Source organism: Kitasatospora sp. NPDC051705, from assembly GCF_044453265.1.
Lineage (GTDB): Bacteria > Actinomycetota > Actinomycetes > Streptomycetales > Streptomycetaceae > Kitasatospora.
Map to the genome: position 1 here is coordinate 157,441 of NZ_JBITCO010000002.1, position 26,139 is coordinate 183,579.

Consider the following 26,139-nt stretch of genomic DNA (forward strand, 5'->3'; position numbering starts at 1 on the left):
CCCGGCTCCGCCGCCCGGCTCCGCCGCCCGGCTCCGCCGCCCGGCTCCGCCGCCCGGCTCCGCCGCCCGGCTCCGCCGCCCGGCTCCGCCGCCCGGCTCCGCCGCCCGGCCCCGGCCATGTCGCGGTCGCATGCGCAGGCCAGTCGTCGGCTCGCCGTAGGCCCGTCGTAGGTCCGTCGCAGGTCCGTAGCGGGCCCGCGGCGGGCCTGCGCTCAGTTCGGCGCCGCCGACTCGGCGGCCCAGCCCGGGAGCGCCTCGCGCGCGGCCGACCAGGCGGCCGGGACCTGCGCGAGACCGGTGCGGGCGGCGACCACCCCGGCCGCGATCGCGCAGGTGGTGTCCATGTCCCCCCAGCCCCCGAGGGTGTGCCAGACCGCCTCCGGCAGGCAGTCGAGCCGGCCCGCGGCGGACCAGAGGGCGAACGGGACGGTGTCCGGGGCGGAGATCGACAGGCCCGAGCCGAGCACCGTGGCGGCGTGCCGGACGCTGGTGTGCGCGGGCAGCCGGGCGGCGATCCGCAGGCCGGAGCGCACGTCGCCGTCCGGCAGCCGCTCGGCGACCTCGGTCAGCAACTCGGCCCGGTCGGGCGGGGTTTCGCCCCGGCTGCGGACGGCGAGGGCCGCGGCCAGGGCGACCGCGACGGCGCCGGCGACGGCCTCCGGATGGAAGTGCGTGGTGAGCGCCTGCCGTTCGGCCTGCCGGGCGGCCTCGTCGAGGTCGTCGGCGAACCAGGCGCCCAGCGGGGCGACCCGCATCGCGGCGCCGTTACCGTACGAGCCCTGGCCCTCGAACTGGCCGGAGGTGACGGTGCGCCAGTCCTCGCCGGCGCCGATCCCGCGCAGCACCCGGTGCATCGACGGGCCGTACTTGCGGCCGTACTCGCGGGCGTACTCCTGCGCGAACTCCCGCGCCAGTGCGTCCTGCCGGACCTCGCCGTGGTCGACCAGGTGTCGCACGAGCACCAGGGCCATCGCGGTGTCGTCGGTCCAGTGCCAGGGGGCGGGCCGGATCCGGCGGGCGGCCAGCGCCGAGGGTGCCTCGTCGGGCGGGACGGAGAACCACCGGTCGCCGAAGGCGTCGCCGAGGGCCAGCCCCTCCAGACTGTCCAGAACCGGCCGGGCCGCGCGCATGTCATCCTCCAAGTGAGATCAACCTGCGCGGCAGTCTGCCGGACGGCCCGGTTTGTCGGCCACCGGATTCCCTCCGGCGCCCGGCCCACCGGGCCGTGACGCGTCCTACTTGGCGAGCAGCCCGCCGAGGATGAGCTTCCAGAGCGCCTCGAAACGGTCCTCGACGGTCGGCTCCGACCACGTGGTCGCGTACGCCGGGTCGTGGAACGGGGCGGTGGCGTCGAAGACGGCGCGGGCCGTGGAGAGGATGTGGGCGAGCTTGAACTCCTTGCCCTCCATGCCGTCCTGGACGATCTGGGCGATCTGGCCGACCAGGGTCTCGATGTGCGCGTCGACCGTGCGGCTGTTCTCCTCGACCAGCACCATGTACGTCGCGAACAGCTCCGGGTCGTCCAGCGCCTTCTTCCGCTTGGCCGCGAAGAGCGTCACCAGCCACCGGTGCAGCCGCTCGGCGGCCGGGCCCGGCTCGGTCGAGATGAAGGCGAGCTCGTGGTGCGCCTGGTCGAGCCAGCGCTGGGTGACCGCCTCGCGCAGCGCGGCCTTGCTCGGGAAGTGGCGGTAGACGCTGCTGTGGCTGACACCGAGGATCCGGGCGACGTCCACGACGGTGGCCTTGGCCGGGCCGAACCGCCGGAGGACGTCCTCCGCCGCGATCAGGATCTGCTCGGCGGTGAGTGTGGTGTCCGTGGTCACGGGGAGGCCGTCCTTAGGGTCGTGCGTTCAGGGGCGGTGCGGTGCCGGGCCCGGGGTCGGACCGGTCCGGCCGGGTGTGCTCCGATGGGAGCACCGGTCAGCGTTCGCTGTCCAGGTGCGCCATCTGGGCGGCAGCGTAGCGGTCGCCCGCCGCCGCACCCGCCGGCACGGCCGCCTCGATGGCGGCCAGGTCCGCGGCGGTGAGCGTGACGTCCAGCGCGCCGAGCGCCTCGGTGAGGCGGTCGCGGCGCCGCGCGCCGACCAGCGGGACGACGTCCTCGCCGCGCGAGGCGACCCAGGCGATGGCGACCTGTGCGACGCTCGCCCCCTTCGCGGTGGCCACCCCGCGCAGCGCCTCGACGAGGGCGAGGTTGTGGGTCAGGTTGTCGCCCTGGAAGCGCGGGCTGTGGCCGCGGAAGTCGGTGCCGGCCAGCGGGCGGTCCTGGTTCCAGTGGCCGCTGAGCAGACCGCGGGAGAGGACGCCGTAGGCGGTGACACCGATGCCGAGCTCGCGGGCGGTGGGGAGGACGGCCGCCTCGATCGAGCGGGAGATCAGCGAGTACTCGATCTGCAGGTCGCTGATCGGGTGGACGGCGGCGGCGCGGCGAAGGGTGTCCGCGCCGACCTCGGACAGGCCGATGTGACGGACGTGGCCGGCCTTCACCAGGTCCGCGATGGCGCCGATGGTCTCCTCGACCGGGACGCTCGGATCCAGCCGGGCCGGGCGGTAGACGTCGATGTGGTCGGTGCGCAGGCGGCGGAGCGTGTAGGCGAGCGCCGTCTTGGTGGCGGCGGGGCTCGCGTCGTAGCCGAGCCACTGGCCGTCCGGGCTGCGCTGGGCGCCGAACTTCACGCTGATCTGCACGCTGTCGCGGTCCCGGCCGCGCAGGGCCTCGTGGATCAGCAGCTCGTTGTGGCCCATGCCGTAGAAGTCGCCGGTGTCGAGGAGGGTGATCCCGGCGTCGAGTGCGGCGTGGATGGTGGCGATGCTCTCGGCCTCGTCAGCCGGCCCGTACAGGTCGGACATGCCCATGCAGCCGAGGCCGAGGGCGGAGGTGACGGGGCCGGAGGTGCCGAGGGTGCGCTGTGCGGGGCGGGAGGTGGTGGACACGGGGGGCTCCAGGGGTGGGTGCGGCGCCGGGGCGGGCGAGGGCGAGGTGACCCGCGTCCCACTATGGCACGACGGCGAACAGATTTCAAAATCTGTTCGCTGTCGTCTGTCATCTGAAAGCTGTCATCTGAAATTTGTCGGCTGTCATCTGTCGGCTGTCATCTGTCACCCGGGGGCGCCCGTCGGCACCGTCCCGGCCTCCCGCCCGCCGGGCGAGCGCAGCAGGTGGGCGCGGGCCGGCGGCAGGTTGCGCCACGCGGTCCGCCCGCCCAGCCCGTACGCCTCCTCGAACTGCCGCAGCAGCCGCACCACCGCACGGTGACGGGCACCCCGGCGGGGCCCCGCCACCAGCGTCCGGGCCGCGGTCGTGCCGAGGTACCCGAAGTACGTCAGCTCGCCGCCGGGCAGCAACAGGCGCAGGTAGAGGTCGAGGAGGTGGCGCACCTGAGCCGGCTCGAAGTTGGTGAACGGCAGGCCGGACACGATCACGTCGTACCGCTCGCCCTCGGCCGCCGCCGGGGCCCGGCCGTCGCCCGCGGTTCCGCCCCCGGCGCCGTCCGCGGTGCCGTTGCCGACCGCCCCGCGCGTGCCGTCCGGTCGTTCCGGTGCGGACGGGCGCCACCGCGCCAGCTCCTCCACCCGGCAGGCTGACAGTCGCACCGAGACCCCTGTACGGGGCTCGGCCAGGTCCGGGTCCGCCCGCAGCCGGGCGGCGAACCGGGGGTTGGCCTCGACGACGTGCAGCCGGTCGCCCGGGCGCAGCACCTGGGCCAGGCGTCGCGTCACCACACCCGTCCCGGCACCGACCTCCAGGACCGAGATGGGCCGGTCCGGGCGACTGGTGGCCGGCACCACCAGGGCGTTCACGAGGTCCGCGCCGCTCGGCGCCAGCGCTCCCGTGTCGTGGAAGGTGCGCAGTGCCTCGACGAGGAACAGCAGACGGTCGCCGCCGGACGGTGAACCGTGCGACGGGATGCCGGAGCCACCGGCCTCGGATCCGTCGGGCGAGCCGGGAGATCCGGGCGAGCCGGAGGGGGCGGAGGGGGCGGAGGAGCCGGGGCGGGTGCGGAGCTGATCGGTCGTCATGTCGACGACGCTAGGGAGCGGAGCCGGGGCGGGGATCGGCCGGGCAGCCGCGCCGGCCTCCGACGAAAGTCGAGGGTGCGGGTGCCCGGGAGGAGGGGGCGCGCGGCCGTCGCCCGCCCTTAGCATCGAGCCGGACGTCCGCGGAGCGGGTGCGGGAGGGCAGGGGAGAGCGGGGAGAGGACCGGGGAGGACGCGGGGAACGCACGGGTGGGGCGGGAGGGCAGGAGCGTGAGCCGGAGGACGGGAGGAGCCCGATGCACACAGCCCGGCTGGGCTGGTACGGCCCGGGTCGTCGGCCGTCGGCCGACACGGTGCTGCTGCTCGGCATCCTCGGCCTCGCCGTCGAGGAGTCCCTCTTCCAATGGACCCACGCCGAAGGACCGTTGCGCCTTGCCCGTACCGTACTGGCCGCGCTCGCCGCGCTCTCCCTGGTGTTCGCCCGGCGCCACCCGGTGGCCTCCGCCGTCCTGCCGGTGCTCACCGGCGGCCTGTTCAACCGCGCCTTCCCCGGCCTGTTCAGCGTCTACCACCTCGCCTCCCTCGGCCGGACCGGCCCGGCCGCGGCCGGCGGCGCCGTCATCGCCCTGGTCAGCGCCGCCCGTGCCGATTCGCTGATCGGCTGGGCCGGCACCACCGGCTCCCAACTCCTCGTCGAGTCGGCCACCTTGTCCGTCGGGCTGTGGCTGCACGGCCGTCGGGTGCTGATCCGCACCCTGCACGAGCAGGTGGACGTGCTGCGCCGCGAGCGCGAACTGCGTGCCGAGCAGGCCCGGTCCGCCGAACGCGCCCGGATCGCACGGGAGATGCACGACGTGCTCGCCCACCGCCTCAGCCTGCTGGTGCTGCACGCCGGGGTGCTGCGCGATCAGGCCCTCGCCGGTACCGTCGCCGACGACCCGGACCGGCTCGCCCACCGCCTCGAACTGCTCCGCACCACCGCGGCCCGGTCGCTCGACGACCTGCGCGACGTGCTCGGCGCCCTGCGCGCCGACCCCGCGCCGCCACCGGTCGCCGGTCAGGGACCGCCGGAGTTCACCGGATCGGACCGCGTCCCGGCACCCGCCCTGCGCGACCTCACCGAACTCGTCGGCGAGGCGGTCTCGGCCGGGCAGCAGGTGGAACTGGCCCTCGCCGGGGATCCGGAGGCGGTGCCCACCACGCACCGCCTGGCCGTGCACCGGCTGGTGCAGGAGGCGTTGACCAACGCCCGCAAGTACGCGCCGGCCGCGGCCGTCACCGTGCTGGTCCGCTACGGGGCCCCGGCCACCACCGTCGAGGTCCGCAACGGGCCGGGCGCGGCCTCGGCGAACGGTCCGGTCACCGGTGGCGGGTACGGCCTGGTCGGGCTCACCGAACGGGTCGGCGCACTCGGCGGACGGCTCGACGCGGGCCCTGACGGCGGGGGCGGCTTCCGGCTCTCCGCCCGGTTGCCCGCTCCCGAGCGTCCGCCCGACCCGGCTCCGGCCGCAGTCTCGGTCTCGGCGCCGGCCTCGGCCTTGGCCCCGGCCCCCGTACGGCCCGTGGTCGGCGGGCCCTCCCCGATCCCCTCTCCGATCCCCGCCCAGCCCCCCGCCCCGAAGCCGGAGGACGCCTCATGATCCGCACGATGGTCGTGGACGACGACGCACTGGTGCGGCTCGGCCTCGTCGACCTCCTGGCCCAGGACCCGGCCCTGACCGTCGTCGCCGAGGCGGCCGACGGGCTGCAGGCCGTCGAACTCGCCCGCCGCCGGCGGATCGACGTCGCCCTCATGGACATCCGGATGCCCCGGCTCGACGGCATCGCCGCCACCCGGCGGCTGCGCGAACTGCCGGAGCCCCCGCGGGTGATCGCGCTCACCACCTTCGACCTCGACGAGTACGTCTACCAGGCGCTCGCCGCCGGTGCCGACGGCTTCCTGCTCAAGGACACCGAACCCGCCGAGATCGCCCGGGCCGTCCACGTCGTCGCCGCCGGCCAGGGGATGCTGCACCCGGCAGCGGCCCGCCGCCTCATCGACCGCTACCACCGCACGGGCGCGCCCCGGTCCGTGGCCGCCCGCAACCGGATCGCCGGGCTGACCCCGCGCGAGACGGACGTGCTGCGCGAACTCGCCGACGGGCTCTCCAACGCGGAGATCGCCGGTGCCCTCGGCATGCGGGAGAGCACCGTCAAGGCGCACGTCAGCCGGATCCTGACCGCGCTCGGGGTCGGAAACCGGGTCCAGGCGGCGCTGCTCGCCCGGGACGCCGGGATGGTGGAGGACGGCGGCTGAACCCGACCGCGGGGCCGGGCCGGCCGACCTCGACGGCCCGCCCGGTGGCCGGGCGGGGGCAGTGGGCGGATGCGCGGGAACCGCGTGGGGCGGGAGCTCCGTGCGGTCCGCGCCGGGCATCGTCCGGTGCGTGCCGCTCGCCGCGTGGAACCGAGGACGCCGCCAACCGGCCGTCCACCAACCATCCACCGACCCATCCACCGACCCATCCACCGACCCATCCACCGACCGGACGTTGCGCCGCCAGGGGAGGGCGGGGCGCCGGGGCCGGTGGTGCCCGGTGAAGCTGTCGGGGCCCCGCTGGCTCCGCACTCCGATGGTGCCACCGAAGTCGCGTGGGGCGTTACGTCGGGCGGTGTTCACGTGGGTGTTCCCCACGCTTCGGACCGGGCTCCCCCTGAGCCGGTGCTGTGACCCCGGTTGGTACCGCGCGCTGAGCCGTTGTCACCCATCCGGCGTGGAAATCCCGCGCCTTGGCGGTTTGCGCTGCCGAACGCGGGCGGCGGGTCCATGGTGGAGATGGGCGCGATCCGGCGACCGCGTCCGCGCGCCGATCCAGGCCCGCGCGCCGAGCGCCCGCCGCCGTTCTCCGACGGGTGCCCGTGGCTGAGGCCCGGTCCCGGCGCGCTGGGAGCAGGGCCACCTCGCAGGAAGTCGAAGGGTTCTTCTAGGCTCACATCTCGGCTTCCCTGCGACGGTCCGGCCACTGCGCCCGTCACCAGGAGGCCGCCGTCCACGGGGCCCCGGGCGCACCGGGGCCACCGGATCGAGCGAGGAGGACGCAATGCCAAGCACGCCGACCAGCCGTTCCACCGCACCCGGGCCAGACGGGCCGTCCCGAAGGACCGCGCACCATCCCGGTCGATCGGCACGGTCGGGCCGGGCCCGGCAGCCGGGTTGGGGCGGTCGGCCGGTGCGGCCGCTGAATACCGGCGGCGGCCGCGGAGGCGAGCGTTGAGTCCCCAGATCGTCGGGTCGCCCGCCGCACCGAGTGCCGCCGCCGAACCCGACCCGGACCGCGGCCCCGCCCCAGCGGGCGCGCCCGTCCCCGCCGATCCCGTCGCGCCCGCCCCTGCCACGCCCGCCCCTGCCGCGCCCGCTCGCACCGCGGTGGTCCCCGCGGCCCAGGCCGCCGCCGAGGGCGAGGCCCCCGCCGCCGGTGCCCCGGCCGCCGTCATGGCCGCGACCACCACCGCCGCGCTGGCGACCGCCGCGGCCGCCGCCGCGCTCCCCGGCCTGCCGCAGGCCCTCAGCACAAGAGCGCGCACCCTCGCCGGCGCCGTCCGGCGCCGCTGCGCCGATCTGGCCCGGATAGAGTCTCCGAGTGGGGACGCCCCCCGACTCGACGGCCTCGCCGAGGAGTTGGCCACCGGTTTCGGTGCGACCGGCGCCACCGCCCGCCGCGAACCGGGGCCGGCCGGAGACCACCTCGTCCTGGAGTGGGAAGGGCAGGACGAGACCCTTCCGCACCTGCTGATCGTCGGGCACCACGACACCGTCTGGCCGGTCGGCACCCTTGCGGACTGGCCCGTCACCGAGCAGGACGGCAGGCTCAGCGGGCCCGGCGTCGTCGACATGAAGGGCGGACTCGCCATCCTGGAGGGCGCGTTCGCCCTGCTCGCGGACCTGGGGCAGCGCCCGCACCGGACGGTCCGGCTGGTCGTCGTCTCGGACGAGGAGGTCGGCAGCCCGGACGGCAGGAGGCTTGTCGAGCGCCAACTCCGGGGCGCGGCAGCGGTCCTGGGCCTCGAACCGCCGCATCCCGACGGCCGGCTGAAGACCGCCCGGCGCGGCAGCACCCGGGTCCGGCTCACCGTCACCGGGCGCGAGGCGCACGCGGGCAACGACGCCCGCGACGGGGTGTCGGCCGTAGACGAGCTCGTCGACCAGCTCGTCGTCGTCCGGGGCCTCGCCGGCCAGCCCGGCACCGAGCTCAACGCCGGTCGGATCAGTGGTGGTTCGCGTGCCAACGTGATCGCCGGCCGGGCCGAGGCGGAGCTCGGTCTGCGGTTCGCCACCGCCGAGGCGCAGCGCCGTACGCTCGACAACCTCGCCAGACTCACCGCGCTGCGCCCGGGCGCGAGGGTACGGACGGAGGTGCTGTCGAGCCGGCCGGCCTGGCCGGAGCGGTCGGCCAACCCGCTGCTGCGGCACGTCCGTTCGCTCGCCGCAGTGCTCGGTCAGCAGCTGGACGGCGGTCCGGCGGGCGGCGCGGGGGACACCAACCTGCCGGGTTCGCGCGGGTTGCCGACGCTGGACGGCTTCGGCGCGGTCGGCGCTGGTGCCCACGCCCGGCACGAGCACATCCGCCTCGACCAGCTGGCGCCCCGGATCGCCCTGCTGGCCGCGCTCCTCGCCGTTCCGCTGCCGAGGCTGCGGGACCGTACGGAGGGGTGACGGGCCTGCCCGGCCGCCGCTGAGGGCTTGGGTCGGCCGGCGCTCGCCCGCCACTCGTCCGCCCGCGGCCTGCCCGGCCGTCCGCGTGCCGCCCGCCGGCGTGCCGCTCGCCAGCGCCTCCGCCCGCCCGTACTCCGGTGGTCGGCCGACGACCGGCCCGCGACCGGCCGACGACCGGCCCGCGACCGGCCGACGACCGGCCGGTGCCGGCTGACGGGTGACCGGTGACGGCGAACAGATGACAGCTGACAGATTTCAGAATCTGTCAGCTGTCATCTGTGATCTGTTCGTCGCCGCCCCTCGCCCCTTCGCTCCTCCCGTGTCCCTTGCCATCCCTCCGTCCCGCCGCGCAGAATGGTACCGACCGAACGGTCAGTCGGTTGGCGCCCCAGGGGGCGCCGGAGCAGGACACGAGAGGGGACCGTGGTGACAGCAGAGGTGGCCGAGGCGGTCCCGGCGCAGACGCCGGAAGACCGGTTCGAGGCGGTCGTCGCCGCCGAGCAGCGGATCGAGCCCAGGGACTGGATGCCCGAGGCCTACCGGGCCACGCTCATCCGCCAGATCGCCCAGCACGCCCACTCCGAGATCATCGGCATGCAGCCCGAGGGGAACTGGCTCACCCGTGCCCCCTCCCTGCGCCGCAAGGCCATCCTGCTCGCCAAGGCCCAGGACGAGGCCGGCCACGGCCTCTACCTCTACGCCGCCGCCGAGACGCTCGGCGTCGACCGCGCCGAGCTCACCGAGAAGCTGATCTCCGGGCGCCAGAAGTACTCCTCGATCTTCAACTACCCCACCCTCACCTTCGCCGACGTCGGCGTGATCGGCTGGCTGGTGGACGGCGCCGCGATCTGCAACCAGGTCCCGCTCTGCCGCTGCAGCTACGGCCCCTACGCCCGCGCGATGGTGCGGATCTGCAAGGAGGAGTCCTTCCACCAGCGCCAGGGCTACGAGCTGCTGATGACGCTGATGCGCGGCACCGAGGCCCAGCGCCGGATGGTCCAGGACGCGGTGGACCGCTGGTGGTGGCCGTCGCTGATGATGTTCGGCCCCTCGGACGCCGACTCGCCGAACACCGCCCGCTCGATGGCTTGGCGGATCAAGCGCCACACCAACGACGACCTGCGCCAGCGCTTCGTCGACATGTCCGTCCCCCAGGCCGAGCACCTGGGCGTCACGCTCCCGGACCCGGAGCTGCGCTGGAACGAGGAGCGCGGCGGCTGGGACTTCGGCGAGCCGGACTGGTCCGAGCTGACCAGGGTCATCCAGGGCCAGGGGCCGTGCAACACCCAGCGGATCGACCGCCGCCGGGCCGCGCACGAGGACGGCGCCTGGGTCCGCGAGGCGGCCGTCGCCTACGCGGCCAAGCGCAGGGCCGAGCAGTCCGCACCGGCCGCCGCGGAGCCGTCGGAGAGCCCGCGGCCCGCCGGAGAGCACGCGCACACCGAACAGGAGAACGGAAAGTGACCGAGTCCAAGGCCGGGTCCAAGGCCGGCTGGCCGCTGTACGAGGTGTTCGTGCGCCCCCGGCGCGGCCTGAACCACGTCCACGTCGGCTCGCTGCACGCGGCCGACGACCGGATGGCGCTGCTCGCCGCCCGCGACCTCTACACCCGCCGCAACGAGGGGGTCAGCCTCTGGGTGGTCCGCTCGGACGCGATCACCGCCTCCACCCCGGACGAGCGGGACCCGTTCTTCGAGCCGAGCGGCGACAAGGTCTACCGCCACCCGACCTTCTACGACATCCCCGAGGATGTCCCGCACATCTGACGGGGGAACCGCAATGCAGGATCACACCACGCACACCGACGCGCACGACGTCGACGACCACGTCTACCTGAGCCTCACCGAGGCCGCCCCCGGACCCGAGGGCGAGGGCCGCTGGGCGTACGGGACGGGCTTCGCCGACCCGCTGCTGGGTGTGGACACCACTCTGCCGGCCGGCCTGGACGGCGCCGACCTCGCCGCCTGCTGCCTGATGCTCGGCGACGACGCCCTGGTCCTCTCCCAGCGGCTGATCGAGTGGTGCACCCGGGCGCCCGAGCTGGAGGAGGAGGTCGCGCTCGCCAACCTGGGCCTGGACCTGCTCGGCCAGGCCAGGCTGCTGCTCACCCGCGCCGGCCAGGCGGACGGCTCCGGCCGCACCGAGGACGACCTGGCGTACTGGCGGGAGGAGCACGAGTTCCGCAACGTCCGCCTGGTCGAGCTGCCCAACGGCGACTTCGCGCACTCGATCGCCCGGCTGCTGCTGTTCGCGACCGCCCGCGGCGCGCTCTACGAGGCGCTCGCCACGCACCCGGACCCGGTGCTGGCCGCGGTCGCCAACCGGGGCGCCAAGGAGCTGGCGTACCACCGCGAGTACGCCACCGCCTGGACGCTGCGGCTGGGCGACGGCACGCCGTACTCGTCGGCGCGGATGCAGGCCGGCCTGGACGCGGTCTGGCCGTTGCTGGAGGAGCTGTTCACCGCCCATCCGGTGGAGCTCCGGGTGGGCGTGGACCCGGCCGCACTGCGCGAGCCGGTGCTGCGCGAGCTCGGCGCCGTCCTCGCCGAGGCCGGACTGACCGTGCCGCAGGTGCCGCCGCTGGCCACCGTGCTCGGCCGGGCCGGTCGCGACGGCGTGCACACCGAGGCGCTGGGCCTGCTGCTCGCCGAACTCCAGGTGCTGGCCCGCGCCCACCCGGGGGCGACGTGGTGAGCGCGACGACGGCGGCTGGCGCGGCGCTCCCGGGAGCGGCCGGCAGGGCGGTCCCCGGGGCGGCCTGGGAGATCGCCGCGGCCGTCCCGGACCCGGAGCTGCCCATGCTCACCCTGGCCGATCTGGGCGTGCTGGCCGAGGTCGAGACGGACGGCGCCGAGGTGACGGCCTGGCTGACGCCGACCTACTCCGGCTGCCCGGCCGTCGCCGAGATGGCCGCCGACGTGGACCGCCGGCTGCGCGCGGCCGGGTACCGGGCCGTCCGGGTCCGGCTGCGGCTGGACCCGCCGTGGTCCACCGACCTGATCACCGCCGAGGGCCGCCGCAAGCTCGCCGAGGCGGGGATCGCCCCGCCGCACCCGAGCGCGGCCGCCGCAGGCGCGGCCGGGCCCGGGCCCGTCGCGCTGACCCTCGGCCCCACCCGCACCGCCGCCGCCCTCCCCGTGCCCTGCCCGCGCTGCGGCGGCGCGGACACGGAGGAGCTGTCCCGCTTCGGCTCCACCGCCTGCAAGGCGCTCTGGCGCTGCCGCGCCTGCCGGGAGCCCTTCGAACGCGTCAAGGAGATCTGAATGCCCGCCGCCTCGCCCGCAGCCTCCTCCGCCGAGGCCTCGCTCACCGCGGCCACGCCCGTCGAGGACCTCGGCCCGGCCGCCCGCCCGGCCCGTCGCCCGGCCTTCCACCGGCTGCGGATCGACCGGATCGAGCGGCTCTGCGAGGACGCCGTGGCGGTGACCTTCGCGGTGCCGGACGGGCTCGTGGAGGAGTTCGCGTTCCGGCCGGGCCAGACCCTGACCCTGCGCAAGGTGGTGGACGGCGGCGACGAGCGCCGCTCGTACTCGATCTGCGCCCCGGCCGGGGGCCCGCTGCGGATCGCCGTCCGGGAGGTGCCCGGCGGGCTGTTCTCCCGGTGGCTGGTGCGGGACGCGCGGCCCGGCGAGGAGGTGGAGGTGCTGACGCCGTTGGGCCTGTTCACCCCCGAACTCGGTTCCCCCGCCGACCACGTGCTGCTCGCGGCCGGCTCCGGCGTCACTCCGATGCTGTCGATCGCCGCCTCCGTGCTGGCCGCCGACCGCCGCTCCACCGTCACCCTGCTCTACGGCAACCGGCGCAGCGACACCGTGATGTTCGCGGACGAGCTGGCCGACCTGAAGGACCGCTACCTCGGCCGCTTCCAGCTGGTCCACGTGCTGTCCCGGGAGACCCGCGACGCCGAACTGCTCACCGGCCGCCTCGACCCGGAACGGGTGCGGGCCCTGCTGGCGGCGCTGGTGGACGTGCCGACCGTCGGGCACTGGTGGCTCTGCGGCCCGTTCGGCATGGTCGCCGGGGCGAAGGAGCTGCTCGCCGAGCTGGACGTGCCGGGTGAGCGGGTGCACCAGGAGCTGTTCCACGCCGACGACGAACCGGCCGCCGAGCGCCCCGAGGACCGCGACGACGCGGACGCCGCCGACGGCGCGCACAGCGAGGTGACCGTCGTCCTGGACGGACGCGGCAGCACCCTCTCCCTCTCGCGCGACCGCTCGATCCTCGACGGCGCCCAGCGCTCCCGCCCCGACCTGCCGTTCGCCTGCAAGGGCGGGGTCTGCGGCACCTGCCGCGCCCTGGTCACCGAGGGCGAGGTGGAGATGCGCCGGAACTTCGCGCTGGAGGAGAAGGAGCTCGCCGCCGGCTACACCCTCACCTGCCAGGCCCGGCCGCTCACCGACCGGGTGACGGTCGACTTCGACCGCTGATCCGCTGATCCGCCGACTCGCCGGCCCGATGACCGCTGGCCGGTGGCCGTTGCCGACGGGCCGGTGACCGCCGGCGTCCGCCTCGCGGGCAGGGCGGGCCGGGCGGGCCGGCGGGCGTCAGACCGCGGCCGGTACGGCAGCCGGAACCAGGGCCGCGGCCGGGGTCTGCACCGGGGCCTGGACCGGGACCGGGGCCGTTGCGGGGTCCACGGCCGGGGCGGGCTGCTCGGCGGGGTCGCCGAGCAGCCGGACCAGGTCGTTGACGGCTGCGCGCCCGGCCCGGTTGGCACCGATGGTGCTGGCGGACGGGCCGTAGCCGACCAGGTGGACGCGCGGATCGGCGGTCGCCCGGGTGCCGGTGAGGGCGATGCCGCCGCCGGGGGAGCGCAGCCCGAGCGGGGCCAGGTGACCGACCTCCGGCCGGAAACCGGTGGCCCACACGATCGCGTCCACCGCCAGCTCCTGGTCGCCCCAGGCGACGCCGTGCTCGGTGAGCCGGTCGAACATCGGACGCCGGTGCAGCGCTCCCAGCTCCTCGGCGCGCCGGTAGGCGACGGACGGGCCGAGGCCCGTCACGCTCACCACGCTGCGCACCGGCAGCCCCTGCCGGACCCGCTCCTCGACCTTGGCGACCACCGCGCGACCGTACTCGGGGGTGAAGGGCCCCTCGTGGAAGACGGGTTCGCTCCGGGTGACCCAGACGGTCTCGCCGACCGCCGCCACCTCGGACAGCACCTGGATCGCGGAGGCGCCGCCGCCGACCACCAGGACGCGCCGGCCCGCGAACTCCTCCGGGCCGCGGTACTCCGCGTAGTGCAGCTGACGGCCGCCGAAGTGACCCGGGTAGTGGGGGAGGAAGGGGCGGGTCCAGGTGCCGGTGGCGTTGATCAGGGCCCTGGTGGACCAGGTGCCCCGGTCGGTCTCGACCAGCAGCCGGGAGCCCGGGCGGTCGGACTCGGCGCGCACCGTGCGCACGGTGACCGGGCGCACGACGGGGAGCGCGTGGCGGGCCTCGTACGCCGCGAAGTACCCCGGCACCACCTCCCGCGCGGGGGCCTGCGGGTCGACCGGCGGGAGCTCGGCGTCCGGGAGGTCGTGGAAGCCGTGGACAGTGGCCATCCGCAGGGACGGCGCGCGGTGCGCCCAGGCGCCGCCCGGCGCGGGGTCGGCGTCGAGTACGACGAAGCCGCCGTCGGCGTCCGCCCGGTAGGGGACGAAGCCGCGGCGGCCCAGGTGGTAGGCGGCCGACAGGCCCGCCTGGCCGGCGCCCACCACCAGCACGTCCACGCGCCGGGCTCCACCGTCGTTCGTTGCACCGTAAACAGTCACGCCCGTGAAACATCCGGGGTGGGGCCGGTGTTCCCGGGCGTCGGACGCTCCCCGGCGGCGGGTGTTCCCGTGCCGTCAGCCGTCAGCCACCGGTGGCCGGTGGTCGGTGGGTCGGTGGTCGGCGACCTCGCGCTCGGCGGTGGTCGGGCGCCGCTCTCAGGTGGCGGGGGAGATCACCACGGCCGTGCCGTACGCGCAGACCTCGGTGCCGACGTCCGCCGCCTCCGTCACGTCGAAGCGCATCATCAGGACGGCGTTGCCGCCGCGCGCCCGGGCCTGCTCGACCAGCCGCTGCATCGCCTCGTTGCGGCTCTCCACCAGGGTCTTCGTCAGGCCCCGCAGCTCGCCGCCGATCAACGACTTCAGCCCTGCGCCGATCTGGCTGCCGATGTGACGGCTGCGCACGGTCAGTCCGAAGACCTCGCCGATCACGTGGTCGACCCGGTAACCGGGGATGTCGTTGGTGGTCACGACCAGGACGTCGGCGTTCGGGCCCTGCCCGCCGCCGTACTCGTTGATGTCAGCCATGGCGCCCATCCTGCCGCCGTCGTGCGTCCGAGTGACAGAGGCACGACCGGGCGATGGCCGAGAAGGCGTCCAGAAGCTGGTTCAGACCGGTGATCGGGCGGCCGAAAGGCCGTACCGTAGCCCCATGGGCGAGCGAAGCGATCATCCACAGGGGCCGGGCGCGGCGGAGGACTCCGGCGCGCAGGAGATCGAGGCGACGGTGGTGCTGGGCCTGCGGATCACCGACTGGCCGGCGCTGCGCGCCGCCGCGATCAGGGCGGTCGAGGACCTGACGTTCGAGGGCATCGACCCGGCCGGCCAGCGCCGTGAACTGCTGCGCGAGGTCGCCGAGGACGCCAACGCGGCGCTCGGCGCGCTGCTGCACCCGGACCGGCTGGTGGCCGCGATCCCGGGCGTCGAGGCGATCGGCGGCACGCTGGAGATCAGCGTCACCGAGGACTTCGCGCCGGACTTCGCCGAGCTGTTCCCGCTGGAGGGGGACGACGAGGAGGGCGGCGCGGGGGTGGACTGGACGCTCACCCCGCGCACCGCGTGCCTGCTGCACGCCCAGCTGCTCGGCCTGGCCGACGCGGCCTACGACGACCTGGACGAGCACGGCGACGACCCGGTCGCCGAGGGCGACGACGCCGACTGGACGGTTTTCGCCCGGCTGCCCCAGCGCACCTGGCGGCTCCACCGCGCCTGGCGCCGCGCGATGGCCCGAGCCTTCGACGACCTCGCCGACGACCTCGCCCTCGGCGAGTGGCCGCTGCCGCGCTGCCTGGCCGAGGAGATCGCCCTGCGGATGGCCCTGGTCGACGCCCGGGCCCTGCTCGGCGCGCAGCCCGAGTCGGTGGCCGACATGATGGGCGACCTCCCGGCCGACCTGTACGACTACGACTGGGACGGCTGCCACGACGAGCTGTTCGGTGTCTACGGGCCGGACGACGGTGACCCGGAGCTCGGCGCCGAGCAGCGGACCGAGGTGCTGCTGGCGGCCACGCACCCCGAGGGCTGGTTCCTGACGTACGAGGACGCCGAGGCGAGGGACCTGCAGCGCGGCTACCGGCGCTGACCGGCTGTCGGGCTTTTCGGGCTGTCGGGTCCGTGCCCGGCGTTCCGGCGTTCCGGTGTCCGGGCGCTGGGACGGGGGTCCGGCTAGGCTGCGGGCATGTCCGATGCGTCTGATGTGCGTGATGTGCCGGGGCGGACGGCCGGGGCGGACGGCCTGCCGCCCGGCGAGGGCGACCAGGTGTTCGCCCGGATCTCGCTCGGGCTGGAGGGCGTGCAGGCCGCGCAGCGCGGTCGGACCGCCCAGGCGCGGGCCAGCTTCGAGGCCCTCTGGGAGGCACTCGGTGAGAGCGGAGACGTCTTCCACCGCTGCGTCCTGGCGCACTACCTGGCCGACCTGCAGGACGACCCGCAGGCCGAACTGGAATGGGACCTGAGGGCGCTGGCCGCGGCTGACTCGCTCACCGCCGAACGCGCCGAGACCTACCGGTCCGCCCTCCAGGTGCGGGCCTTCTACCCCTCGCTGCACCTCAACCTGGCCTCGGACCACCTCAAGCTCGGTGAGCCCGTGCTGGCACGCGAACAGCTGGAACACGCCGTGCACAGCCTGGACGCCCTGCCCGAGGACGCCTACAGCGCGAGCATCCGGACGGCGGTCGACGAACTGCGCCAGCGGCTGCGTTGAGCGGGCCGCGCCGCCGTCCCGCCCGGCGTGCGCCGGGCCCGCCCGTCTCGTCGCGTCCGGCCCGTCCGTCCCGTCTCCTCCCGTCCTGCCTCGCGTCGGCCCGTTTCCTTTCGTCCGTCCCGGACACCGCGTGATCACCGGCTCGGCCGGGCTGGCATGCTGGACGGGTGACTTCTCCGTTCGATGACCCGACTCCCGCTCCCGCCTCCGCCCCCGTCCCCGAGGGGGACTCCGCCCCGCACCCCGAGGACCGCGACGCGCGGACGCAGTACGTGCTGCCGCTGGTCGTCCGGCTGGAGCGGGCCACGCCGCCCGGGCGGACGGACGCGCTGGAGACCTCGGCGCGGGCGGTCCTCACCCTGCTGGCCGACGCGCGGGTGACCGGGGCGGACGGCGAGTGGGCGGAACGCGTCGTGGCCTGGGAGGACGCCCGCATCCGCAAGGTGGTCCGGCGGGCCCGCGGCGGGGAGTGGCGCAGGGCGGGCGAGCTGCCGGGGATCACGGTCGCCGGAAGGGAGGCCGAGGTGCGGGTGTTCCCGCCCGTCCCGCTGGACGGCTGGCCCAAGGAGCTCGCCAAGCTCCAGGTCTCGGGTACGGACCTGGAGGAGACGGCCGAGGTCGGCGCTCCGGAGCCGGGCCTGCCGGTGCTGTGGCTCAACCCCGAGCTGGAGATGAGCGCGGGCAAGACGATGGCGCAGACCGGTCACGCGGCGCAGCTCGCGTGGTGGCGACTGGACGAGGCGCAGCGCAAGGAATGGGCCGAGTCCGGGTTCGCGCTCGCGGTGCGGACGGCCTCTCCTGAGGCGTGGGAGGGACTTGTCGCGAGTGGCCTGCCGTTGGTCCGGGACGCGGGTTTCACCGAGATCGCGCCCGGCAGTTGCACGGTGGTCGCGGACCACCCGGCGCTGCGGTGATCGGTGATCGGTGATCGGTGACGTGCAATAGGTGCCCATTGACCGGTGAGCGGCGTGGGGGAGCCGTGACGCACGGCAGTCAGCGGAGGCCGGCTGACAGATGACAGCGAACAGATTTCAGATTTCAAAATCTGTTATCTGTTATCTGTCATCTGTTTCGTCCCGCCGGCGCTCGCCCTCGTCCGGCGCCGGCGGTCGAGCGGATCAGCCGGCCTCGAACCGCCGGAGGGCTCGCAGGCCGCCGTAGGTCGCGGCGGCCGTCCAGAGGGCCATGATCAGCAGCCCCGTCCAGTGCCCGTAGTGGACACCGGCCTCGGCCTGGGTGCGGGTCGCGTACAGCCCGGCGCGGTCGGGCAGGAACTGCCCGACCGCGCGGACGCCGGGGATGGCCGCGAGCCAGGTGGTACCGAGGAACAGCATCGGCGTCAGCACACCGAGCGCGGCGCTGAAGTTGCCCAGCATCGCCGTCAGTCCGAGGCAGAGCAGCACCAGCAGCGGGTGGTAGAGCACTCCGGCGAGGAAGCTGCGGGCCAGGCCGGGGGTGGAGAGGTCCAGGCCGACGGTGGCGCCGACGACGAGGAACGAGCCCGCCGTCGAGAGCAGGCCGAGCAGCAGTCCCACCGCGGCCCCGAGCGCGAGCTTCGCTCCGTACAACCGCCTGCGCAGGGGTACGGCGGCGAGCGAGGTGCCGATCATGCGGGTGTTGAACTCCTGGCCGATCAGCAGGATCCCGGTGCAGGCCACGGCCACGTGGCCGAAGAGCAAGCCGTAGTAGATCCCGCCGGCGGGATCCTCTCCCGGTGTGTGGTCCTTCGTGCCGTAGGCGGCGTTGACGGCCGTGGTGATCCCGACGGTCAGGGCCAGGGCCACCAGCGGGGCCGCCCACTGCGAGGGCAGGGTGGTGAACTTGATCCGTTCGGCGCGCAGCGCGTGGATGGGGCTCAATCCCTCGTCTCCACTTCGTTCGTGGTCGGTTGGCGGTTTGTGGTCCGCCGGGAGGTGCGGATCCACCCGGCGATCGTGGGGTGGCCGGGGCACCTTGGCCGCGGGAGTCACCCGGTGCGTCGCAGGGCGAGCAGTCCGCCGTAGGCGGCCCCGCCGGCCCACAGGGCCATGATCAGCAGCCCGGTCCAGTGGCCGTACGCCACCTGTGGATCCCCGGCGTAGCGCAGGGCGTACTGGCCCGCCCGGTCCGGCAGGAACTGGGCCACCCAGCGCACCCCGGGAACGCCGCCGAGCAGGGGCGAGAGCAGGAAGACCACCGGTACCAACAGGCCCATGGCGGCGGTGAGGTTGCCGAGCAATGCCGTCGTCCCGAGGCAGAACACCACGAGCAGCACCGGGTACAGCACACCGGCGGTGGCGGAGCGGGCGAAGCCGGGGCCGTCCCAGGCGCCGGGCACGGTGGTTGCGTACCCGGCGAAGGCGCCCGCCGTGCCGGCCGCACCGACGGCGAGGCCCACGAGGGCGCCGAGCGTGAGCTTCGCTCCGTACAGCAGGCCGCGTCGGGGCACGGCGGTGAGCGAGGCGTCGATCATGCGGGTCTTGAACTCCTGGCCGATCAGCAGGACGGCGAAGCAGGTCAGCGCGGCCTGGCCGAAGTTGAGCCCGTAGTGGACTCCAGTACCGGGGTCGTCGGTGAGGTTGTGGTCCCTGTCGCCGAGGGCCGCGCCGACCGCCGCGGTGACGCCGGCGGTCAGGCCGAGGGCGAGTAGCGGGGTGAGCCAGAGCGAGCGGAGGGTGGTGAACTTGATCCGCTCGGCGGTGAGGGCGTTGAGGGCGTTCATGCGGCGGCCTCCGCGCGGTACTCGAGACTGTCGGCCGTCATCCTCATGAAGGCCTCCTCCAGGGAGTCCTGTCGGGTCGTGATCTCGTACAGCACGACGCCGTGCGCGGCGGCGAGGGCGGCGATCCGCTCGGGCTCGAGGCCGGTCACCTCCCAGGCGCCGGCGTCGACCTGGGTCGCGGTGGGGGCGCCCCCGATGTCCCGGGCACCCGGCGATCGGCCGTAAGGCATCTCACCGTCGGGCAGTTGGTCCCTGACCAGTTGGTCCTTGAGCAGTTCACCGCCGAGCAGTTCGCCGCCGAGCAGTTCGCCGCCGAGCAGGGCGGCCAGCTTGTCCGGGTCGACGGCTCGGACCCGGATCCGGGTGCGGCCGTGACGGTCGAGGAAGTCGCGGGTGGCGGCGTCCGCCAGCAGCCGGCCGCGGCCGATCACCACCAGGTGGTCCGCGGTGAGCGCCATCTCGGTCATCAGGTGGGACGAGACCAGCACGGCACGGCCCTCGGCGGCCAGTCGGCGCAGCAGGGTGCGGATCCACCGGATGCCTTCCGGGTCGAGGCCGTTGACCGGTTCGTCCAGCAGCAGTACCGGCGGGTCGCCGAGCAGGGCGGCGCCCACGCCGAGGCGCTGGCGCATGCCCAGCGAGAAGGTCCGGATCCGCCGCCCGGCGGCCTCGGTCAGGCCGACCTGGGCGAGCACCTCGTCCACCCGGCGCTGCGGCAGGCCGTTGCTCGCGGCGAGCCAGCGCAGGTGGCCGCGGGCCGTGCGGCCGCCGTGCAGGGCGTGGGCGTCCAGCAGCGCGCCGACCCGGCGCAGCGGGTCGGAGAGTTCGGTGTACGGGCGGCCGTCGACGAGGGCGCGTCCGGCGGTCGGGCGGTCGAGACCGAGGACCAGGCGCATGGTGGTGCTCTTGCCGGCGCCGTTCGGGCCGAGGAAGCCGGTCACCAGCCCGGGCCGGACCTCGAAGGACAGCTCGTCGACGACGCGTCGGCCGCCGTACTCCTTGGTGAGGCCCTGGATGTCGATCACGGCCGTGCTCCTCTCTCGTCGGTCCGGCGCCCCTGCCGTCACCGTCTCGGCGGCCTGGTCGCCCGTGGTGCTCCGGGTTTCCGGTGGTCCCGTGCTCCGGTCCTCCCGCGGTCCGGTGGTCCGCTGGTCCGGTCCTCCTGCGGCCCGGTGGTCCGGTGGTCCCGTGCTCCGGTGGGTCCCATTCGACCGGAGGGGAGCCGCCGGCGGATCCCGCCCGGGCGGGGACCGGTCTCCCTCCCGGGAGGGAGACCGTCCTGCACCGGTGGGGGAGCGCCGGTGAGGCGCTGACCTGGCAGGATGTCGGGATGCCCAGGATCCTCGCGCCACTTCTCGCCGGCGCCACGTACGCGCGTCTGCTGCACCTGATGGTCGGATGGATCTTCGCGGGCGTCCTCCTGATGGTCTATCCGGGGACGTACCACAAGGGTCTCGGCGAGATCGTCGTGGCGAGCGTCTGCGTGGACGCGGCCCTGCTCGTGCTCGTCGCCCTGGTGCCCGCCGCACGGCTCGCGGAGGGCGTCCAGGCCCGGCTGTTGCTGGTGCCCGACCGGGAGCGGGACATCTCCGCCGAGCCCTCCCGCACCTGGGCCGACCGCCGGCGCACCGCAGGGTGGTTGATCGGGCGGGTCGCGCTCGGCTCCCTGGTCGGGTTCGCGACGATCTTCGGACTCACCGGCGGATTCGACCTGCTGTCCGGCGCCGACTCCCTGCGCTACCTCCCGCTCGTGCCGCCGGCCTTGTTCGGCTACGGCTGGCTGGTCGTCGCCGCCGGTCGGCTCCAACTCGCCATGGCGGTGCGGCTGCTGGGGCCGTCTCCGGCCGAACGGCTGGCCGACGCGGAGCTGCGGGCCGAACGGCTGCTGGAGCGCAACCGGTTGGCCCGCGAGCTGCACGACTCCATCGGCCACGCGCTGACGGTGACGGTCCTTCAGGCCGGCGCGGCGCGCGAGGTCGGGGACCGGGAGTTCACCGCCAAGGCGCTGGAGGTCATCGAGGAGACCGGCCGCCGGGCCATGGAGGACCTCGAACGCACCCTCGTCCTGCTGCGGGAGAGCCCGGACGCCGACTCGCCCGCCACCGTGACCGAGCGGCCCGGCGTGGAGCAGCTGCCCGCGCTCTTCGACACCGCCCGCGCGGCCGGCAGCCCGGTCGAGGCCCGGATCGAGGTGTCGGCGGGGGAATTGCCCAGGGTGCTCTCGCGGGAGTCGTACCGGATCGTCCAGGAGGGTGTCACCAACGCGCTCAAGTACGCACCGGGCCAGCCGGTCAGCGTGCGGATCGCCGTGCGCGACGGACAGTTGGAGCTGCGCTGCGCCAACCGCACGGCGGTGGCCGGCGCCGGTGCGGTGCGGCCCGCGGGCGGCGCGGGCCGCCGGGGCGGCAAGGGTCTGCGCGGCATCCGGGAACGCGCCGCGCTGCTCGGCGGGGAGGCCGGTGCGGGAGCGTCCCCGGACGGGGCCGGGGAGTGGGTGCTCGCCGTCCGGCTCCCCCTACGCTTGGGCTCGTGACGAACGATCTTGTGGGGGACGGCCGGGCGAAGGTGACCGCGGCGACGATCGACATCCTGCTCGCCGACGACGAGGAACTGGTCCGGGCCGGCCTGCGGGCCGTCCTGGAGGCGCAGGGGGACCTGCGGGTGGTCGGCGAGGCCGCCGACGGCGCGGAGGCGGTGGCGCTGGCCCGGGCGCTGCGCCCGGACGTCGTGCTGATGGACGTCCGGATGCCGGTCCTGGACGGCCTGGCGGCGACCCGTGAGCTCGTACGCCCCGGCGCCCCGGGGGAGCGGCCGCCGAAGATCCTGGTCGTGACCACCTTCGAGAACGACGACTACGTCTACCAGGCGCTGCGGGCCGGCGCCGACGGCTTCCTGCTCAAGCGTTCCCGACCGGCCGAGATCGCGCACGCGGTGCGGCTGGTGGCGGCGGGCGAGTCGTTGCTGTTCCCGGCCGCGATCCGCCGTCTCGCGGCCGGTCAGGGCAACCCGGCCGCGCGCGCCGCGATGGCCGGGGCGGCGCTCACCGAGCGCGAGGCGCAGGTGCTGCGGCTCGTCGCGCGCGGACTCAGCAACGGTGAGATCGCCGAACGGCTGTTCCTCGGAGTGCAGACGGTGAAGACGCACGTCAGCAGTGTGCTGGCGAAGCTCGGGGCGCGGGACCGCACCCAGGCGGTGATCGCGGCGTACGAATCGGGGTTCGTGGAGCCGTCGGAGTCGGACTGACGGCACCTGCGCGCAGGGGCGGACGAGGAGGTGGGGGCGTGGCAGGACCGGTCAGGCCGGGTAGCCGTGGGTCTGGGCGGCCTTGACCGAGGCCCAGACCGCGGACCCGGGAGCCAGGTCCAGCTCCGCGACGGCCGCCGGGGTGAGGTCGGCGGCCATCGGCAGTTCGCCCTCGAGGTCGGCGCGCACCTGGTCGCCGTGCAGGTCCAGGCTGGTGACCTGGAGCTTCCACACGTTGCGCGCGCTGGACTCGGGCCGCTCCCGGTGGAGGGTCACGGCGGACGGCGGGAAGGCCACGAAGGCCGGGCCGGACAGGTCCTCGGTGGTGGTCAGCACCGTGCCCGTCGGCAGTGTCACCTGGTGGTCCTTCGCCGTGCCCTGATACAGGTTGAGTCCGACCAGGCGGGCGATGTAGTCGGTGCGCGGCCGGCGGGCGACCTCGGCCGGGCTGCCGGACTGCACCTCGTGGCCGTCCTCGATCACCACCAGCCGGTCGGCCAGCACCATCGCGTCCAGCGGGTCGTGCGTGACCAGCACCGCTACCGCCTCGAACTCGGCCAGGTGTCGCCTGAGTTGGGAGCGCACGTCGAGCCGGGTGCGGGCGTCCAGGGCGGCCAGCGGTTCGTCCAGCAGGAGCAGTCGGGGGCGTACGGCCAACGCCCGTGCCAGCGCCACCCGTTGGGCCTGACCGCCGGAGAGGCGGCCTGGCCGGGCGGAGGCGTGCTCGGCCAGGCCCATCCGGTCGAGCCAGACGGACGCCTCGGCCCGGGCGGCGCGCTTGGGCCGGCCCTGGCAGCGCGGGCCGAAGGCGACGTTGTCGAGCGCGCTGAGGTGCGGGAAGAGCAGGTAGTCCTGGAACACCACGCCGACGGGCCGTTCCTCGGCCGGGGTGCACACCCGCCGGCCGGGGTCCTCGAGCAGTACTCCGTCCAGGCGCAGGTGGCCGCCGGTCAGGGGGAGCAGCCCGGCGAGCGCGCGCAGGGCGGTGGACTTGCCGGCGCCGTTCGGGCCGAGCAGCGCGACCACCTCGCCGGGGGCGGCGGTGAGCGCGAGGTCGAGCGTGAACGCGGCGCGGTCCACCCGGAGCCGGGCGTCGAGGGCGGGGGCGGTGCTCATCGGGGCGGCGTCCAGGGGCTCGGTGGGCGGAGGTTCGGCCTTCGGCGGCCCGGTGTCAGGTGGCTCGACGGCGGGTGGCCCGGTGTTCGGTGGCCCGGCGGCCGGTGAGGCGCCGTCCGGTGGTGAGGTGCCGTGCAGTGGTGCCTCGCCGTGCGGTGGTGAGGCGCCCGGGAGGCCGGCCGGGTGGCCGCCCGGGCGGCCGCTGCGGGGGCCCTCACGGCGTGGGCATCCAGCGCTCGCGCAGGCCGACCAGGACCGCGATGGACACCACCAGCAGGACCAGGGACAGGGCGATGGCCGCCTCCGGATCGGACTCCATGGCGAGGTACACGGCCAGCGGCATGGTCTGGGTCCGGCCCGGGAAGTTGCCCGCGAAGGTGATCGTCGCCCCGAACTCGCCGAGCGCCCTGGCCCATGCCAGGACGGCCCCGGCGGCGATCCCCGGGGCGATCAGCGGCAGCGTGACCCGGCGGAACGCCGTCAGCCGGGAGGCGCCCAGGGTCGCCGCGGCCTCCTCGTAGCGGGGGTCGGCGGCCCGCAGCGCGCCCTCGACGCTGATCACGAGGAACGGCATCGCCACGAACGCCTCGGCGATCACCACGCCGGTGGTGGTGAACGGCAACGTGATGCCGAAGGTCGAGTCCAGCCAGGAGCCGACGATGCCGCGCCGCCCGAGGACCAGCAGCAGCGCCACACCGCCGACCACCGGTGGCAGCACCAGCGGCAGGGTGACCAGGGCCCGGACCACCCGCCGGCCCGGCAGCTCGGTGCGGGCGAGCAGCCAGGCCAGCGGGACGCCGAGGACCAGCGAGACGGCCGTGGCCGCCGTCGCGCAGACCAGCGACAGGCGCAGTGCGTCCCAGACGGCGGCGCTGGTCAGCTGGTCCGACAGACTGCTCCACGGCGCCCGGATCAGCAGCCCGACCAACGGGAGGACCAGGAACGCGAGCCCGAGCAGCGCCGGGAGCAGCAGGGCGACCGGGACCCGGTTCGCCCGCCGCCGACTCCGGCGCGGCACGGCCTTCACCGCTGCGGCCGCGCCGGGGCCGCCGCCGGGCCCGCCGTCCGGGCCGGTGCCGGCACCGCTGCCGGCACCGGGGGTGTGGCCGGGGGAGTCGTCGGGGCCACCGGCGGTGGTGCGGTCGCTCACGGTGCCTGGAAGCCCGCCGTGGTGAGCACCTGCTTGGCCTCGGACGACTGGACGTACGCGACGAAGGCGGCGGCGCCGTCCTTGTTCGGTGCCTTGGCCAGCGCGGCGATCGGGTAGTCGTTCACGGCCTTGTCGGCCTCGGGGAAGTCCACGCCGTCGATCTTCGCAGCATCGGCCTTCACGTCGGTCTTGTACACCAGCGAGGCGTCGACCTCGCCGAGTTCGACCTTGGTGAGCGCACCCTTGACGTCCTGTTCGAGGGTGACCGGGGTGAGGCTGACGTTGGCGGCCTTGAGCGCGGTCAGGGCCGCGGCGCCGCACGGCACCTCCTTCGCGCACAGCGCGACCTTCACCCCGGAGCCGGTGAGGTCGTTCAGACCCGCGACGTGCTTGGGGTTGCCCTTGGGCACGGCGATGGTGAGGGTGTTGTGCACGAAGGTCTTCGGGTCGCCGCTCGCGCCGCCCGCGTCGGTGACGGTCTTCATGGTGGCCGGGCTCGCGGCCGCGAACACGTCCGCCGGGGCGCCCGAGTTGATGCTGGTGGCGAGGGCGGAGCTGCCGCCGAAGTTGAAGGTGACCTTGGCGCCCGGGTTCGCGGCCTCGAACTTCTTGCCGAGGTCGGTGAAGGTCTCCTTCAGCGAGGCGGCGGCGAAGACGGTGATGGCGCCGGTCGCCTTCGGCACGCCGGCGCCGGTGGTCGCCGCCGCGCCCGTCGCGGCGGCCGGGGCCGCGGAGGAGGACGCCGCGTCGGAGGCCTTACCGCCGTCGCTGCCGCACGCGGTGGCCCCGAGGCTGAGAGCGAGGGCCGCGGCGGCGGCGACGGCGAGTCTGCGGGTGTTGGTCGTACGGGTGTCCATCGGTGCTGCCCCTCCAGGGTTCGCGCCGGAAGGGGCGCGGGGACCAGGCCGCAGCTGCGGCCATTACGGCGATCATAGTGCCGCAAATGCGAGCGATAAATCCTCTGTCGCTTTGCACAGGCAGGGTGCGGCGAGGGCCTGTTCCCGGCTGTGGGAAGGCTCAAACGTGCACGGACCGTGCCGGGGTCGCGGCGCGTCCGCGGGCGGCGTCGGCAGGGCCGAGGGGGCGGACGACGGGCAGGCGGGCGGGGGTGTCGGCCGGAAAATTGCGTCGCGCGGGATCGGCCGAGCGGACAGAGTGGTGCGAGCGGTCGGGGCGGGGCCGCGGGTCGCAACCCGTGTGCGCCACACACGCCACACATGCGCCGTATCCCGCCCGTATCTCGCATCCCGTATCCCGTATCCCGTATTGCGCACCACGCACACCACACACCGCCGGCCG

Annotated in this window: 25 protein-coding genes; 13 read left to right on the forward strand and 12 right to left on the reverse strand. The window is 75.0% G+C overall.

The window, feature by feature from the left end; all coding sequences use genetic code 11:
• Positions 1-212 precede the first annotated feature (212 nt).
• From ACIA8Q_RS03340 to ACIA8Q_RS03355, 4 genes are all read right to left on the reverse strand, one after another.
• On the reverse strand, positions 213-1,130 hold the full coding sequence (locus ACIA8Q_RS03340; RefSeq protein ID WP_360205328.1) for an ADP-ribosylglycohydrolase family protein: 918 nt from the start codon (positions 1,128-1,130) through the stop codon (positions 213-215).
• A 105-nt stretch (positions 1,131-1,235) separates the two neighbouring features.
• Positions 1,236-1,823: a TetR family transcriptional regulator gene (locus tag ACIA8Q_RS03345; RefSeq protein WP_360205331.1), complete on the reverse strand. Its 588-nt coding sequence runs from the start codon at positions 1,821-1,823 to the stop codon at positions 1,236-1,238.
• A 97-nt stretch (positions 1,824-1,920) separates the two neighbouring features.
• Complete coding sequence (locus tag ACIA8Q_RS03350) at positions 1,921-2,934, reverse strand: aldo/keto reductase (RefSeq protein ID WP_360205334.1); 1,014 nt, start codon at positions 2,932-2,934, stop codon at positions 1,921-1,923.
• Positions 2,935-3,099: 165 nt separating this feature from the next.
• Positions 3,100-4,020 carry a translation initiation factor IF-2 gene (locus ACIA8Q_RS03355; protein WP_360205336.1) on the reverse strand — a complete coding sequence of 307 codons (921 nt, stop codon included), beginning with the start codon at positions 4,018-4,020 and terminating at the stop codon, positions 3,100-3,102.
• 254 nt (positions 4,021-4,274) lie between these two features.
• Here ACIA8Q_RS03355 and ACIA8Q_RS03360 point away from each other — a divergent pair, with 254 nt between their 5' ends.
• From ACIA8Q_RS03360 to paaE, 8 genes are all read left to right on the forward strand, one after another.
• Positions 4,275-5,618, forward strand: a complete 1,344-nt coding sequence (locus ACIA8Q_RS03360; protein WP_360205339.1) for a histidine kinase — start codon at positions 4,275-4,277, stop codon at positions 5,616-5,618.
• Positions 5,615-6,274, forward strand: a complete 660-nt coding sequence (locus tag ACIA8Q_RS03365; RefSeq protein WP_360205342.1) for a response regulator transcription factor — start codon at positions 5,615-5,617, stop codon at positions 6,272-6,274. Before ACIA8Q_RS03360 ends, ACIA8Q_RS03365 begins: the two co-directional genes overlap by 4 nt.
• 954 nt (positions 6,275-7,228) lie before the next feature.
• Positions 7,229-8,671 carry a M20/M25/M40 family metallo-hydrolase gene (locus ACIA8Q_RS03370; protein WP_360205345.1) on the forward strand — a complete coding sequence of 481 codons (1,443 nt, stop codon included), beginning with the start codon at positions 7,229-7,231 and terminating at the stop codon, positions 8,669-8,671.
• 423 nt (positions 8,672-9,094) lie between these two features.
• The gene (gene paaA / locus ACIA8Q_RS03375; RefSeq protein ID WP_396316693.1) at positions 9,095-10,135 is read left to right on the forward strand and encodes a 1,2-phenylacetyl-CoA epoxidase subunit PaaA; all 1,041 of its coding nucleotides are present in this window, start codon (positions 9,095-9,097) and stop codon (positions 10,133-10,135) included.
• A complete protein-coding gene (paaB, locus tag ACIA8Q_RS03380) occupies positions 10,132-10,437 on the forward strand; it encodes a 1,2-phenylacetyl-CoA epoxidase subunit PaaB (protein ID WP_350578449.1) in 306 nt (101 codons plus the stop codon). The genes paaA and paaB overlap by 4 nt, the downstream gene beginning before the upstream one ends.
• Positions 10,438-10,450: 13 nt before the next feature.
• Positions 10,451-11,365, forward strand: a complete 915-nt coding sequence (paaC, locus tag ACIA8Q_RS03385; RefSeq protein ID WP_396316694.1) for a 1,2-phenylacetyl-CoA epoxidase subunit PaaC — start codon at positions 10,451-10,453, stop codon at positions 11,363-11,365.
• A gap of 71 nt (positions 11,366-11,436) precedes the next feature.
• Entirely contained in the window at positions 11,437-11,934 is a 498-nt protein-coding gene (paaD, locus tag ACIA8Q_RS03390) for a 1,2-phenylacetyl-CoA epoxidase subunit PaaD (protein WP_360205470.1), read from the forward strand.
• Positions 11,935-13,098 (forward strand): 1,2-phenylacetyl-CoA epoxidase subunit PaaE, encoded by a 1,164-nt coding sequence (gene paaE, locus ACIA8Q_RS03395; RefSeq protein WP_360205357.1) that lies wholly within the window; start codon positions 11,935-11,937, stop codon positions 13,096-13,098.
• Positions 13,099-13,215: 117 nt separating this feature from the next.
• Here paaE and ACIA8Q_RS03400 read toward each other — a convergent pair whose 3' ends face one another.
• A complete protein-coding gene (locus tag ACIA8Q_RS03400) occupies positions 13,216-14,385 on the reverse strand; it encodes an NAD(P)-binding domain-containing protein (RefSeq protein WP_360205359.1) in 1,170 nt (389 codons plus the stop codon).
• A 198-nt stretch (positions 14,386-14,583) separates the two neighbouring features.
• On the reverse strand, positions 14,584-14,955 hold the full coding sequence (locus tag ACIA8Q_RS03405; protein WP_360205361.1) for a YbjQ family protein: 372 nt from the start codon (positions 14,953-14,955) through the stop codon (positions 14,584-14,586).
• Between the two features lie 124 nt (positions 14,956-15,079).
• Between ACIA8Q_RS03405 and ACIA8Q_RS03410 the strand changes: the two genes are divergently transcribed.
• From ACIA8Q_RS03410 to ACIA8Q_RS03420, 3 genes are all read left to right on the forward strand, one after another.
• Positions 15,080-16,009, forward strand: coding sequence for a hypothetical protein (locus tag ACIA8Q_RS03410; protein WP_360205364.1), 930 nt, complete (start codon positions 15,080-15,082; stop codon positions 16,007-16,009).
• A gap of 96 nt (positions 16,010-16,105) precedes the next feature.
• Complete coding sequence (locus tag ACIA8Q_RS03415; RefSeq protein ID WP_360205367.1) at positions 16,106-16,630, forward strand: hypothetical protein; 525 nt, start codon at positions 16,106-16,108, stop codon at positions 16,628-16,630.
• Between the two features lie 167 nt (positions 16,631-16,797).
• The gene (locus tag ACIA8Q_RS03420; protein WP_360205369.1) at positions 16,798-17,544 is read left to right on the forward strand and encodes an aminoacyl-tRNA hydrolase; all 747 of its coding nucleotides are present in this window, start codon (positions 16,798-16,800) and stop codon (positions 17,542-17,544) included.
• 204 nt (positions 17,545-17,748) lie between these two features.
• Here the strand turns inward: ACIA8Q_RS03420 and ACIA8Q_RS03425 are convergent, their stop codons facing one another.
• From ACIA8Q_RS03425 to ACIA8Q_RS03435, 3 genes are all read right to left on the reverse strand, one after another.
• A complete protein-coding gene (locus ACIA8Q_RS03425) occupies positions 17,749-18,489 on the reverse strand; it encodes a hypothetical protein (protein WP_396316695.1) in 741 nt (246 codons plus the stop codon).
• A 107-nt stretch (positions 18,490-18,596) separates the two neighbouring features.
• Positions 18,597-19,331 (reverse strand): hypothetical protein, encoded by a 735-nt coding sequence (locus ACIA8Q_RS03430; protein ID WP_396316696.1) that lies wholly within the window; start codon positions 19,329-19,331, stop codon positions 18,597-18,599.
• The gene (locus tag ACIA8Q_RS03435) at positions 19,328-20,356 is read right to left on the reverse strand and encodes an ABC transporter ATP-binding protein (protein ID WP_396316697.1); all 1,029 of its coding nucleotides are present in this window, start codon (positions 20,354-20,356) and stop codon (positions 19,328-19,330) included. The genes ACIA8Q_RS03430 and ACIA8Q_RS03435 overlap by 4 nt, the downstream gene beginning before the upstream one ends.
• A 305-nt stretch (positions 20,357-20,661) precedes the next feature.
• Here ACIA8Q_RS03435 and ACIA8Q_RS03440 point away from each other — a divergent pair, with 305 nt between their 5' ends.
• Positions 20,662-21,864 (forward strand): histidine kinase, encoded by a 1,203-nt coding sequence (locus ACIA8Q_RS03440; protein ID WP_360205381.1) that lies wholly within the window; start codon positions 20,662-20,664, stop codon positions 21,862-21,864.
• Positions 21,861-22,574, forward strand: a complete 714-nt coding sequence (locus tag ACIA8Q_RS03445; protein ID WP_360205384.1) for a response regulator transcription factor — start codon at positions 21,861-21,863, stop codon at positions 22,572-22,574. The genes ACIA8Q_RS03440 and ACIA8Q_RS03445 overlap by 4 nt, the downstream gene beginning before the upstream one ends.
• A gap of 51 nt (positions 22,575-22,625) precedes the next feature.
• Here ACIA8Q_RS03445 and ACIA8Q_RS03450 read toward each other — a convergent pair whose 3' ends face one another.
• From ACIA8Q_RS03450 to modA, 3 genes are all read right to left on the reverse strand, one after another.
• Entirely contained in the window at positions 22,626-23,690 is a 1,065-nt protein-coding gene (locus ACIA8Q_RS03450) for an ABC transporter ATP-binding protein (protein ID WP_360205386.1), read from the reverse strand.
• Positions 23,691-23,904: 214 nt separating this feature from the next.
• Positions 23,905-24,717, reverse strand: a complete 813-nt coding sequence (locus tag ACIA8Q_RS03455; protein WP_387897496.1) for an ABC transporter permease — start codon at positions 24,715-24,717, stop codon at positions 23,905-23,907.
• Positions 24,718-24,836: 119 nt separating this feature from the next.
• The gene (gene modA, locus ACIA8Q_RS03460; protein WP_396316698.1) at positions 24,837-25,697 is read right to left on the reverse strand and encodes a molybdate ABC transporter substrate-binding protein; all 861 of its coding nucleotides are present in this window, start codon (positions 25,695-25,697) and stop codon (positions 24,837-24,839) included.
• Between the last annotated feature and the right edge of the window lie 442 nt (positions 25,698-26,139).

What these genes read in the sequence shown, in the direction of transcription:
- ACIA8Q_RS03340 (WP_360205328.1), bottom strand. Translation starts at nt 1,130, where the DNA reads ATGCGCGCGGCCCGGCCGGTTCTGGACAGTCTGGAGGGGCTGGCCCTC.
- ACIA8Q_RS03355 (WP_360205336.1), bottom strand. Translation starts at nt 4,020, where the DNA reads ATGACGACCGATCAGCTCCGCACCCGCCCCGGCTCCTCCGCCCCCTCC.
- ACIA8Q_RS03360 (WP_360205339.1), top strand. Translation starts at nt 4,275, where the DNA reads ATGCACACAGCCCGGCTGGGCTGGTACGGCCCGGGTCGTCGGCCGTCG.
- ACIA8Q_RS03365 (WP_360205342.1), top strand. Translation starts at nt 5,615, where the DNA reads ATGATCCGCACGATGGTCGTGGACGACGACGCACTGGTGCGGCTCGGC.
- paaC (WP_396316694.1), top strand. Translation starts at nt 10,451, where the DNA reads ATGCAGGATCACACCACGCACACCGACGCGCACGACGTCGACGACCAC.
- paaE (WP_360205357.1), top strand. Translation starts at nt 11,935, where the DNA reads ATGCCCGCCGCCTCGCCCGCAGCCTCCTCCGCCGAGGCCTCGCTCACC.
- ACIA8Q_RS03405 (WP_360205361.1), bottom strand. Translation starts at nt 14,955, where the DNA reads ATGGCTGACATCAACGAGTACGGCGGCGGGCAGGGCCCGAACGCCGAC.
- ACIA8Q_RS03410 (WP_360205364.1), top strand. Translation starts at nt 15,080, where the DNA reads ATGGGCGAGCGAAGCGATCATCCACAGGGGCCGGGCGCGGCGGAGGAC.
- ACIA8Q_RS03415 (WP_360205367.1), top strand. Translation starts at nt 16,106, where the DNA reads ATGTCCGATGCGTCTGATGTGCGTGATGTGCCGGGGCGGACGGCCGGG.
- ACIA8Q_RS03430 (WP_396316696.1), bottom strand. Translation starts at nt 19,331, where the DNA reads ATGAACGCCCTCAACGCCCTCACCGCCGAGCGGATCAAGTTCACCACC.
- ACIA8Q_RS03440 (WP_360205381.1), top strand. Translation starts at nt 20,662, where the DNA reads ATGCCCAGGATCCTCGCGCCACTTCTCGCCGGCGCCACGTACGCGCGT.
- ACIA8Q_RS03450 (WP_360205386.1), bottom strand. Translation starts at nt 23,690, where the DNA reads ATGAGCACCGCCCCCGCCCTCGACGCCCGGCTCCGGGTGGACCGCGCC.
- modA (WP_396316698.1), bottom strand. Translation starts at nt 25,697, where the DNA reads ATGGACACCCGTACGACCAACACCCGCAGACTCGCCGTCGCCGCCGCC.